This window comes from Pantoea sp. CTOTU49201, from assembly GCF_032054795.1.
Classification (GTDB): domain Bacteria; phylum Pseudomonadota; class Gammaproteobacteria; order Enterobacterales; family Enterobacteriaceae; genus Pantoea; species Pantoea symbiotica.
The window spans coordinates 1-11,617 of sequence record NZ_DAMBSA010000115.1; the positions used below are offsets into that span (position 1 = coordinate 1).

The 11,617-nt window shown below is 54.0% G+C and carries 12 protein-coding genes and 1 pseudogene; 2 read left to right on the forward strand and 11 right to left on the reverse strand.

Going from position 1 to position 11,617, the window contains the following annotated elements; translation table 11 throughout:
* The 10 genes from RTY00_RS10360 to RTY00_RS10405 all read right to left on the reverse strand — a co-directional run.
* A partial coding sequence (locus tag RTY00_RS10360; protein ID WP_312664367.1) for a DUF3748 domain-containing protein occupies positions 1 to 865 on the reverse strand: 865 nt, incomplete at its 3' end.
* A 129-nt stretch (positions 866 to 994) separates the two neighbouring features.
* On the reverse strand, positions 995 to 2,287 hold the full coding sequence (locus RTY00_RS10365) for an MFS transporter (protein ID WP_312664368.1): 1,293 nt from the start codon (positions 2,285 to 2,287) through the stop codon (positions 995 to 997).
* 192 nt (positions 2,288 to 2,479) lie between these two features.
* Positions 2,480 to 3,628, reverse strand: coding sequence for a galactonate dehydratase (dgoD, locus tag RTY00_RS10370; protein WP_007893527.1), 1,149 nt, complete (start codon positions 3,626 to 3,628; stop codon positions 2,480 to 2,482).
* Positions 3,625 to 4,242: a 2-dehydro-3-deoxy-6-phosphogalactonate aldolase gene (locus tag RTY00_RS10375; RefSeq protein WP_312664369.1), complete on the reverse strand. Its 618-nt coding sequence runs from the start codon at positions 4,240 to 4,242 to the stop codon at positions 3,625 to 3,627. Before RTY00_RS10375 ends, dgoD begins: the two co-directional genes overlap by 4 nt.
* Complete coding sequence (locus RTY00_RS10380) at positions 4,226 to 5,104, reverse strand: 2-dehydro-3-deoxygalactonokinase (RefSeq protein WP_312664370.1); 879 nt, start codon at positions 5,102 to 5,104, stop codon at positions 4,226 to 4,228. Before RTY00_RS10380 ends, RTY00_RS10375 begins: the two co-directional genes overlap by 17 nt.
* On the reverse strand, positions 5,101 to 5,799 hold the full coding sequence (locus RTY00_RS10385; RefSeq protein WP_312664372.1) for a FadR/GntR family transcriptional regulator: 699 nt from the start codon (positions 5,797 to 5,799) through the stop codon (positions 5,101 to 5,103). Before RTY00_RS10385 ends, RTY00_RS10380 begins: the two co-directional genes overlap by 4 nt.
* A 260-nt stretch (positions 5,800 to 6,059) precedes the next feature.
* Positions 6,060 to 6,869, reverse strand: a complete 810-nt coding sequence (yidA, locus tag RTY00_RS10390; RefSeq protein ID WP_008105292.1) for a sugar-phosphatase — start codon at positions 6,867 to 6,869, stop codon at positions 6,060 to 6,062.
* A gap of 150 nt (positions 6,870 to 7,019) precedes the next feature.
* Positions 7,020 to 7,298 carry a pentapeptide MXKDX repeat protein gene (locus RTY00_RS10395; RefSeq protein WP_154195017.1) on the reverse strand — a complete coding sequence of 93 codons (279 nt, stop codon included), beginning with the start codon at positions 7,296 to 7,298 and terminating at the stop codon, positions 7,020 to 7,022.
* 67 nt (positions 7,299 to 7,365) lie between these two features.
* Positions 7,366 to 8,154: a molybdopterin-dependent oxidoreductase gene (locus RTY00_RS10400; RefSeq protein WP_312664373.1), complete on the reverse strand. Its 789-nt coding sequence runs from the start codon at positions 8,152 to 8,154 to the stop codon at positions 7,366 to 7,368.
* Between the two features lie 10 nt (positions 8,155 to 8,164).
* Positions 8,165 to 8,776: a cytochrome b/b6 domain-containing protein gene (locus RTY00_RS10405; protein WP_409519132.1), complete on the reverse strand. Its 612-nt coding sequence runs from the start codon at positions 8,774 to 8,776 to the stop codon at positions 8,165 to 8,167.
* 316 nt (positions 8,777 to 9,092) lie between these two features.
* On the opposite strand from RTY00_RS10405, the gene RTY00_RS10410 reads away from it, so the two are divergent.
* Positions 9,093 to 9,803 carry a response regulator transcription factor gene (locus RTY00_RS10410; protein WP_312664375.1) on the forward strand — a complete coding sequence of 237 codons (711 nt, stop codon included), beginning with the start codon at positions 9,093 to 9,095 and terminating at the stop codon, positions 9,801 to 9,803.
* A gap of 10 nt (positions 9,804 to 9,813) precedes the next feature.
* Positions 9,814 to 11,286 carry a HAMP domain-containing sensor histidine kinase gene (locus RTY00_RS10415; protein WP_312664376.1) on the forward strand — a complete coding sequence of 491 codons (1,473 nt, stop codon included), beginning with the start codon at positions 9,814 to 9,816 and terminating at the stop codon, positions 11,284 to 11,286.
* 51 nt (positions 11,287 to 11,337) lie between these two features.
* On the opposite strand, the pseudogene gyrB reads toward RTY00_RS10415, so the two are convergent.
* Positions 11,338 to 11,617 (reverse strand): annotated as a pseudogene (gene gyrB / locus RTY00_RS10420) (DNA gyrase subunit B); the annotation flags it as partial.

An 11,617-nucleotide genomic window follows, 5' to 3' on the forward strand; every position in this document is an offset into this window, starting at 1 on the left:
GCGTGAGACGGCGCTGCGGCACGCCAGCTGGCGGCGCAGGCAATTCATCCGCGGTGCCCTGCAAGGGCGATGCGCCAGCTTTGGCGTAATCGGCTAACGCGGCGGGCAGATCCACCACGAATACTTCCGGCACTTTGTCGCCGTTAGCCGCACGCGTATCGCCGATAAAGGCGATGGCCCAGCGCTGCCAGCTGCCATCCGCTTTCTGATAGCCTTGATTCCCGATCCAGCACTCTTCATAGGCGCGGTCAATCTGGTCGCTGCCCGGTTGTGGAACGCGCTGCGTCTGGCTGACCAGCACGCAATAATGGCTGCCCTCATATTCACGTGGATGCTGTTTGGGCGGACACACCGGATGAAGCGGCACGGCCACGCCGACATTACGCAGGTCGTCGCTGGCATCTTTTTCATGCATCACATGATCGTTGTAGGTAAAACTCAGGCGCGAACCGTCCGGGCTGAAGACGTGGACATGCGAGCCACCGCGCAGCGCGCCGGGCGTGTAAGGCGCCGTGATATCGCAGGCGTCGAGGTTCTCAGCGATACCTTGCTGCACGATCACGCCGCGACGGTGATGAAAATCGTAGCGCCAGTGCGCATCCGGATGTTCCGGGCCATGAATACAGACGTAACGCGATGGCAGATCCGGACTGACGGTGACCACGCCAACGTGTGCACCATCACGCGCCTGATACAGCACCTCAACGGCACCGCTCGCGACGTTGACGCGCTCGATGGTCAGGCTGGTAAAAGAGGCGCCGGAAGGTCGCACATCAAATGCCAGCCACTGGCTGTCGCCGGTCCAGACGTTGATGTTGGTGAGTTGATGATGACGCGCGGCAAAGGTGATTTGTTGTTCTGACATGAGGCAACCTTCCATCTAACAGTTGCCGGATAAATTACGTGATTTGGCGGGGCGATGCGAATAAACCGGGTTGCGGTTACAGTGCGGTTATTGGCAAGGTCGCCATGAATGGCGACCCTACGGGTTGTATTAACCTACGCGTTTTACATCACCGACTAACAGGATGTAGGACAGTGCGCCGATCAGCGCTACCGCCGAGATATACACCAGCGCCGGTGCAAAGCCGTAATCCTGCGCCAGATAGCCCACCACCAGCGGTACGGTGATGCCGCCCAGGCCGCCAACAAAGTTGAACATGCCGCCAGTCAAACCAATCAGTCGCACCGGTGCCAGCGAGGAGACCAGCGACCAGGTAATTGAGGCGAAGCCGTTGCCGAAGAAGGCGATCGCCATCAGCGTCATAATCCAGATGGGGTCATTGGTGTAGTTGGCGCCCATGATGCAGGTAGAGATCAGCAAACCGCAGATGATTGGCGTTTTGCGCGCAAAACCCAGCGAACGGCCGCTGCGCACCAGACGATCGGCGACGATGCCTGACAGAATCACGCCAACGAATGCCGCGAGGAATGGCACAGTAGTCATAAAACCCGCGGTGAGCGCCGCGATGTGTTTTTCCTGCGTCAGATAGTTCGGGAACCAGGTTAGGAAGAACCACAATGTGGATGTCACGGCGAACTGGCCGAGATAGACGCCGCACAGCTTGCGGTGGAACACCAGTTTCCAGTCGGCGGCGGTAAGTTTGGTGCGGGTTTTCTTTTCGCTCGGCGCATCGCCATCTACCATCGCACCGCCTTCGCGGATGTATTCCAGCTCGGCTTTATTGATGCCTTTGCTCTGGCTCGGCGCCTGATAGAACTTAATCCAGATAAACGACCAGATGATGCCGATGCCGCCGGTAATAATGAACACCCAATGCCAGCTCAGCAGTTCCTGAATCCAGATCAGCAGTGGCGTGAGGAAAGCCAGGCCGACAAACTGACCGGACGTGTAGAAACCGACAGCGGAAGCGCGCTCCTGCTCGGGGAACCAGCTGGTTACCAGGCGATTATTGGTAGGGAAAGCCGGCGCTTCAAATATGCCGGTAATCGCACGCAGACCAATTAACGATAATAAGCCGCTGGTGAAACCCTGCAATAAGGTCGCAACCGACCAGCCAAAGATGGCAATAAAATAGGTTAAGCGTGAACCCACGCGATCGAGGAACCAGCCGCCGGGAATCTGGCACAGCGTATATAACCAGGCAAAGGCTGAGAATACATAACCCATTTGCGCTTTGGTAATACCGAACTCTTCCTGAATATGCGCAGAAGCGACAGCTAAATTAGCGCGGTCGACATAACAAATAACCACCGTAATAAATATCATCAGCAGCGTGATATAACGACGGCGCGTCGGTTTGGCCTGAACAGCAGAGAGATCCATGGTGTTTCTCCGTAATCGTTTTTGCCGTTTAGGCGCGACAAAGCACGCCCGGCAAATGTCGGGTAGCGATATCAAAGGTAAAACCGCATTAGCGGTAAATAAGCTGTGCCGGGAAACAGGCTGAGCGAAGCCCTATGCCTTATTTCACCGGCATATAGATATTTTCAAATGACTATTTTTAGTGCGTGTTAATTACCATTCAGCAACGGAGCCGTCGGGGAATCGCCATAATGGATTGCGCCAGTCAGGTGCATTTTTACTGCGTTCAATCACCAGCTCTTCATTAATTTCCACGCCGAGGCCCGGTTTATTTAACGGATAGAAATGACCGTCATCCATTTTAAAATCGTCTTTATTGATCACGTAATCGAGCAGTTCAGCGCCCTGATTATAGTGAATCCCCATGCTCTGCTCCTGGAACACCGCATTGCGTGAGACGAAGTCAACGTGCAGGCACGCGGCCAGCGCGATTGGGCCCAGCGGACAGTGTGGTGCCAGCGCCACATCGTAAGATTCGGCCATCGCAGCAATTTTGTAGCACTCGGTAATACCGCCTGCGTGAGACAGATCCGGTTGCAGAATCGCCAGTCCACCCGCTTCCAGCACGCGTTTGAACTCAAAGCGCGAGAACATGCGTTCGCCAGCGGCGATGGGGATGTGAGTTTGCGCCGCCAACCGCGGATAATATTCCGCCTGCTCCGCCAGCACCGGCTCTTCAATAAACAGCGGGCGATACGGCTCCAGCTCTTTGATCAGTACTTTTGCCATTGGCGCGCTGACGCGGCCGTGGAAATCGAGGCCAAACTCAATCTCTTTACCAAAGGCTTCACGGATCTGCGCCACGGTATTCACGGCGTCATCGACTTTGCGCGCGTTATCGATAATGCCCATCTCTTCGCAGCCGTTGAGTTTGAAGGTGTCAAAACCGATGGTGCGCAGTTTCTTGATGCCATCAATCACATCAGCTGGACGATCGCCGCCCACCCAGCTGTAGGCTTTGATGCTGTCGCGCACTAAACCGCCGAGCAGTTGATAAACCGGCACGCCGAGCGCTTTGCCTTTGATATCCCACAACGCCTGATCAATACCAGCGATGGCGCTCATCAGAATCGGGCCGCCGCGATAGAAGCCGCCGCGATACATCACCTGCCATAAATCGTTGATGCGCGCCGGATCCTGACCAATCAGGTATTCCGACAGCTCATGCACCGCCGCTTCTACGCTGCGTGCGCGGCCTTCAATCACCGGTTCGCCCCAACCAACGATGCCTTCGTCAGTTTCGATTTTCAGGAACATCCAGCGCGGCGGCAGGCGATAAGTGGTCAGTTTAGTAATTTTCATCGTACAGCGTCCTTATATGCAGCAATAAATGCGCGAGCCTGTTCCACAGTGCGCGACAGCGGTTGACCGGCGCGATAGAGATCGCTGCCTAAGCCCGCGCCAATGCAGCCTGCGGCCATAAATTCATGCAGGTTTTCCGGCGTCACGCCGCCCACGGCAAACACCGGCACTTCCGGCGGCAGCACCGCTTTCAGCGCTTTGATGTAGCCCGGACCAAAGGCTGACGACGGGAAAATTTTTAGCGCCTGCGCACCGGCCTGTAAGGCGGCGAACGCTTCGGTCGCGGTGGCGCAACCGGCGGCGACGATCATCCCTTTGGCGACCGCCTGGCGGATCACGGCGGCATCGGTGTTTGGCGTGACAACTAATTTGCTGTTCAGCGTCGCCAGCTCATCGACCTGCGCCGGGCTCAGCACCGTACCGGCGCCAATCAGCGCTTTATCGCCGAAGGTTTTCACCATCGCGCCAATGCTTTTCGCCCACTCCGGCGAGTTGAGCGGGATTTCAATCGCATCGAAACCCGCTTCAATCAGTGCGCCAACGTGCGCTTCCGCTTCATCCGGTGTGATGCCGCGCAGAATGGCGATCAGCGGGACTTTAGTTTGCCAGGACATTCGCAATACTCCTTATTCCGTGCTGGAAAGCACGATCGCCTTCCAACGTGACTGAATCCATGCCGATAAACTGCAGCGCCTGCTGATAACGTTGCGCCAGCGCGCTCCCGGCAATAATGGTGATCGGCTGGCTGGTGGCGTCGGCCTGTTGCGTCATCAGCGCCACTTCGTGACCAATCAGCAAGCCTGAAAGAAAGTCACTGATATGGCGGCGATTGCGCGCGCCGAGCACGTGTGAAGCGCGGACTTCAAACAGGCGCGAGAGAATCGAGGCATCGTTGCTGCCGACTTGCACGCCTTCACGGAAAGCTGCCGCGTTCTCTTGCTGCTCGGGTAAACCCGCGCCAATCAGCGACTGTTTCAGCAGCAGATGATGCAGTTCGCCGGTCATCACGGTGCGGAAATCCAGCACGCGATCCTGTTCCATCTGCACCCATTTGGCGTGCGTGCCTGGCATCACGTAAAGCGGTGCAGGTTGCAGTTCCACCGCGCCGAGCAACTGCGTTTCTTCACCACGCATAACGTTGTAGTTGTCGGCACGTTCGACGCTCAATCCCGGCACGATCCACGCTTTATCCTCAACGCGTGTCAGGCGGCCAGCGATTTCGCCCAGCGCCACCGGACAAGAGAGATACGGCACCGACAGCCAGCCGGCATTGCTGCCTACCATGCCTGCCATCACTACCGGCACGTCATTGACTGGCCAACCCGCAGTGACGCTGGCAAATACTTCGGCTGGCGTACGATCGCCGAGCCGCGTGACGCCGGCTTCCGAACGACGCTCATCGATGCAAACGCTGGCTTGATAATGCCAGGCGCGCAGGTTGGTTGAGCCCCAATCAATCGCGATATAGCTGGTCACATAATCTCCTTGAGTCGCGCCGTTGAGCTGGCAATCATCGCTTTCGCCGCCTGCTCGGCAGCATTGCCATCCTGATGACGAATGGCATCGAACAGCGCTTTATGTTCGGCGAGCGTGCGCGGCATGTTGCCTTCGTCCGCCATGTAGGTTTGCGCGAACACCGCTTTTTGCAGCTGGCTGATCGCCACGTTGAGCTGTTGCAGCACCGGATTGTGTACCGAATTCAGCACCGCTTCGTGATAGCGGATATCCGCTTCATTGAAGGCATCACGATTGAGGTGGTTAGCCACCATCTCGTTGTATGCCAGTTCAATCGCAGCCAAATCGCTTGAGGTGGCGCGTTCAGCTGACCAGCGCGCAATCTGCGGCTCGACCAGCACACGCACTTCGTTCATGGCGGCAATCAGACGCGGGTCCTGATCGTGCGCCAGCGCCCACTGCAATACGTCGCTATCGAGATAGTTCCAGTGATTGCGCGGCGTGACGAACGCGCCGCGATAGCGCTTCATCTCCATCAAACGTTTCGCCATCAGCGAGCGAAACACTTCGCGGATGATATTGCGCGAGGTGCCGAAGCGTTCACACAGCTCAGCTTCGGCGGGTAACGCCGCGCCCGGCACGAACTTGCCGGCCACGATTTCTTCACCCAGCGTCAGGATGATGCGCTCTGTTTTGCTTAATTGTTCTTGCGTCATGATGTTCCATTCAGTGAAAGGCAGTTACGCATCAGATTACTGCTTTCGCGGAGCGAAGCCTAACGGCCGCCCTGACATGCGTCGTCGATTGTAGTACCATCAGGCTTGGTTGTACTACAATTTGGATCACAAAATAGACAATACATGTGCGATGGCGCGATAAGGTCGCCATGAATGGCGACCCTACGATGGCTTGGTGAGGTTTGTAGGGTCGCCATTTATGGTGACCCAATCACAGGATGAGGAGAAATAAGAAGGGGTTACAGCACCAGCTCTTCAATGGCGTGCGCTACGCCGTCTTCCATATTGGTTTTGGTAATGAACTGTGCGATTTTCTTAACCGAATCAATGGCATTGCCCATTGCTACGCCGGTTCCTGCATACTCAATCATCGCCAGATCGTTTTCCTGATCGCCAATCGCCATCACTTCTTCACGCGCCAGGCCGAGCTTCTCAGCCAGCATTTTCACGCCTTGACCTTTATTCACGCGGGAATCGAGGATTTCGAGGTAGTAAGGCGCGCTTTTGAGAATGGTGTAGTTGTCGCGTGCCTGCTGCGGCAAGCGCTGAATGGCAGAATCCAGCAGATCGGGCTTATCGATCATCATCAGCTTAGGGAAACGCGTGGCGCGATCCATCTCTTCCACGGAACGATAGCGCACCGGAATGCCGGTCAGGCTCGCTTCGTGGATGGTGAATTCGCTGATGTCTTTGTTCGGCGTATAGAGGAAGGATTTATCGAAGGCCTGGAAGTGGACGCCAAGGTCGCGCGCCAGCTGTTCGATATACAAATAGTCGTCAAAACCCAGCGTGATTTCCGCGACGCACTCGCCATCGTTAGCGCGATGCACCAGCGCACCGTTGTAGCTGATGCAATATTGGCCTTCATCAACCAGATTCAGCTCCATCAGATAGCGCTGAATGCCGACGAAAGGACGGCCGGTAGTGAGCACCACCATCACACCTTTTTTATGTGCGCGCTCAATGGCCGATTTAACTGCAGGCGTGATCTCGTGCTGCGGATTGAGCAGCGTGCCGTCCATATCGATTGCAACCAGTTTTATAGCCATAACGTCCTCGTTGAGTCAGGGTTTTGATCAATGCTAGCGCGATTCAGCTCACATTGACCAGTTTCGCACCCGACTTCAGATTTTTTCCCCGTAAAGAAAAAGGCCATCACGAAAGTGATGGCCCGACATACATGGAGTAAGAGGATGATCTTAGTGGCTCATGGCGTCTTTTTTCATGCCCATTTCATCTTTCTTCATGGCATCTTTTTTCATGCCCATTTCGTCTTTCTTCATGGCATCTTTCTTCATGCCCATTTCGTCTTTCTTCATGGCATCTTTTTTCATGCCCATCGCGTCTTTGTGCATGGCATCTTTCTTCATGCCCATTTCGTCTTTTTTCATGGCGTCTTTGCCCATGGTATCAGCCGCGTAAGCCACAGACATGGTCATCATTGAAGCGATAAAGGTTGCTACGATTACGTTTTTCATCGGGTGTTTCCTTACATTTCTAGGGTTTATAAAAGGTGTTGGCGCAATATGGCACCGAGTTAAGGGATCAGCTTCCGCCGAACCAGTTGTAGCCCTCGTCTTCCCAGTAACCACCGGTATAACGATTGGTTATTTCTATCACCTGAATATGCTTCGGATTTTTGTATCCCAGTTTGGTGGGAATACGGATCTTCATCGGATAACCATATTCAGGCGGTAGAATTCGTCCATCCCAGCTCAGCGCCATGATGGTTTGCGGATGCAGCGCCGATGCCATATCGATGCTGGTGTAATAATCATCCGCACACTTGAAGCTGACATATTTGGCTGTGGTATCGGCGCCAATCAGCTTCAGGAAATCAGCAAAACGCACGCCGCCCCAACGACCAATCTCACTCCAGCCTTCAACGCAGATATGGCGCGTTATCTGATCAACCTGCTGCATGTTGTAGAGCTCAGGCAGCGACCAGCTGCGTTTATCATTCACAAGCCCGGCAATCTCCAGGCGCCACTGATCGCCATTGATCTGCGGAATGTCCTCTTCACCGTAAAAGGCATTGAAGGGGAAGGACTGCGAGATGCGATCGGCGCTGTATTCCGGTGACAGATTGGCCGGATTAAACAGCCAGCCCTGCACGCGATCGTTGAAGCGGGAAAAGCTATTCAGCACGCTATCAACGTCCGGTTTATCACTGAGATCGCAGCCGGTTAAAATCACTACGCCGCCGAGCGTTAAGCCCTGACGTAAAAAGCGACGACGTGACGTAGAGTCCAGTTTGCGTGCCAGTAACTGCTGCGCTTCTTTCACCAGAGCATCTGCATCGCTGGTCGAAAGATCGACATTAATTTTTTTCACTTTGCTCTCCTTAGCGTCCGCGCAACATTGCGAGCAGGGTTTTCGGTACCAGCGCGACCATCACGATATGCACCGCGACAAAGCCCACCAGCGCTGACATCGCATAAAAGTGGATGTAACGAGCCGCTTCATAGCCGCCCAGCAGGTCACGTAACAGCCCAAACTGCACCGATTTCCACAACACCAAACCAGACAGCACCAGCAACAGGCAAACCACCATCACAAACAGGTAAGCAGCACGCTGCACATTGTTGTATTGACGCAAATCCGCGTGGGCCAATTTGCCTTTCAGCGCACTGATGGCGTCATGTAAGATTCCGCGCAAACTCAGCGGCAGAAACTTCTTACTGAAACGGCCGGTAAGTAGATTCATCGCCAGATAAATCACACCATTTACGGCGAAAATCCACATCGCGGCGAAGTGCCATTGCAGCGCGCCACCCAACCAACCGCCGAGAGTGATCTCACCGGGAAAGCGAAAGTCAAACAGTGGAGAAGCGTTATAAATGCGCCATCCGCTCAGCGTCATAACGATAATGGCCGCGGCATTCATCCAGTGACAAGCGCGCAGCCACCATGGATGGATCACGGCTGAACAACCTGGTTTTTCATCCATCTGCATATCCATTTAACCGGTCTCTTCTGTTAAGTCAGGCCGCATTCTGCCGTTAGCACGCCAAACCCAATGACAAGAAATGTCTCAATACGGTAATGAGCTCATTCTCTGTTTACTTTCCATTTGGCTTGTTAACACCAGCCACCTTCCCCGATGCAGACGTAATTATTTCCATCCATGTCTGACCTCAATCACTCATGTCTGGATGCTATTGTGGCCAATTGTTGTTCACCAAAGCCTCACGTCGAGTTAAACAAAATGTGAAAACTCCGAGAGGCTTTAAGCGGTAATATTGATTAAATTAGCGAAGCAGGAAGGGATGATGAACGACGCCAAAAAAGTACTTATCGTCGAAGATGACAACGGGATTGCCGACGTTCTTCGCTTAAACTTTCAGGATGAAGGTTATGATGTAACCCACGCGGCTGAGGGAAACCTCGCCGTACAGCTACTGGAATCCCAGCATTGGGACGCCTTGATTCTCGATCTGATGTTGCCCGGTATCGATGGGCTGGAAATCTGTCGCCGGGCACGCGCCATGAAGCGCTATACGCCGATCATTATGATCAGCGCACGCTCCAGTGAAGTGCATCGCGTGTTGGGTCTTGAGTTGGGTGCAGATGATTATCTGCCGAAGCCTTTTTCGGTGCTGGAATTGGTGGCGCGACTTAAAGCGCTGTTTCGGCGTCAGGAAGCGATGAACTTAAATTCACGCATGGAGGCCGGCACCTTACAGCTGGGCGCATTAATGATTGATCCGGTGGCACGTGAAGTCTGGCTGGACAGTAAGCCAATCACCTTAACGCCTCGGGAATTTGATCTGCTCTATCACTTCGCCAAACATCCGGGAAAAGTGTTCTCCCGCCTCAACCTGCTTAATCAGGTTTGGGGATATCAACACGAGGGTTATGAACACACCGTGAATACACACATCAACCGCTTGCGGTTGAAAATTGAAGATAATCCTGCTGAACCACACTACATCCTAACGGTGTGGGGAAAAGGCTACAAATTCTCGCTGCCTGCCAATTAGGTTTTTAATGATGAAACGCCTGACACTCAGCCAACGCCTGGCGCTGGTTTTTGCTTCTTTGCTGTTACTTTGCACACTGCTGTCAGGTTGGATGCAGATTCGTATTAACGCGCAATATGGTAGCGCGGTGGTGCAGCGTTTGTCCGACGGATTGGCGCGCAGTATTGCCAGCCTCAATCCCAATATGATTGGCGAAAAAGGCGTTAACTTGCCGCTAATGAAGGCACTGTTTAGCGATTTGATGGTGCTCAATCCCAGCGTGGAAGTCTATTTGCTGGACTTGCAGGGCAACATTCTCGCCGATGCGGCGCCGCCAGGTCATATCAAACGCACCCATGTCAGCCTGAAGCCCATACAGGCGCAACTAAATGGCGCGACATCGCCAGTATACGGTGATGATCCGCGTAATCTGCAGGAAAATAAAGTATTTAGCGTGGCGCCGCTGGCGCGTAATGGCCAAGCGGTGGGCTATCTGTATGTGATATTGCAGGGCGAGAATTATCACCAGCTGGCGCAGGAAGCACAGATTGATATTCTGATGCGCACGTCTTTCTGGTCATCTTTACTGGTGGTGCTATTTGGCCTGACGGCGGGCGCGGTGGCGTTTAGTTTGATCACGCGGCCAATGCGTCAGTTAACGCAGCGCGTTCGCCAACTCAACCGTGAAGACATGACCGAAATAAAACAACTGGCTGATCTCCCGCTGCCAAAACCTCATGAAAAAGATGAAGTGAGTTTGTTGCAAGGTGCCTTTGTCGGCATGGCGCGACGCGTCGCTTTTCAGTGGGAAAAGCTGGCTTATCAGGACCAGCTACGCCGCGATTTTGTTGCCAATATCTCGCACGATTTGCGTACGCCGCTCACCACTTTGCATGGCTACCTCGAAACCCTGCTGTATAAATCAGATAGCCTGAAATCGGCCGAGAGCCAGCGTTATCTGCACATCGCGCTCTCGCAAAGCCAGAAAGTTAGCATGCTGGCGCAGCAGCTTTTTGAACTGGCGCAGCTGGAATATGGCGTGATCAAGCCCAACCGCGAAATGTTTAGCCTCTCGGAACTGACTTACGATGTGGTGCAGAAGTTTGAGTTAATGGCCAGCACGCGCAATATCCGCTTTGTGGTGGATATGCCAGAGCAGCTGCCACAAGTGAATGCCGATGTTTCGATGATCGATCGCGTGCTGACCAACCTGTTTGATAATGCGATCAAGCATACGCCGGAAGCGGGCACCATTGAGGTGACGTTACGCAGCGCCGATCGGGAGGTGGAAGTGAGCCTAAAAGATTCCGGGCCGGGCATTCCTGATAATTTACGCGCCACGCTGTTTGAACGTCCATCTGCGTTAACGCATGCCAGCACGCGCAAAAATAGCGGGGGTTTGGGATTGATGGTGGTGCGCCGTATTCTTCAACTGCATGAGCGTGATATCCGTCTTGATGATCAAACATCGGGCGCTTGCTTCCGTTTCTCCGTCCCGCGCTGAAAACAAAAAACCCTTCCAGTTTGGAAGGGTTTTTACGTTTTGCCGTGCCGATTAGATATCGATGTTGGCCGCTTTCAGCGCATTCTCTTCAATGAAGGCGCGGCGCGGTTCAACTGCATCGCCCATCAAGGTGGTGAACAGCTGATCGGCAGCAATCGCATCCTTGATGGTCACGCGCAACATGCGGCGACTATCCGGATCCATGGTGGTTTCCCACAGCTGCTCTGGGTTCATCTCACCCAAACCTTTATAACGCTGTACAGACAGACCGCGACGTGACTCTTTCACTAGCCACTCAATCGCCTGCTCGAAGCTGGTGACCGGCTGACGA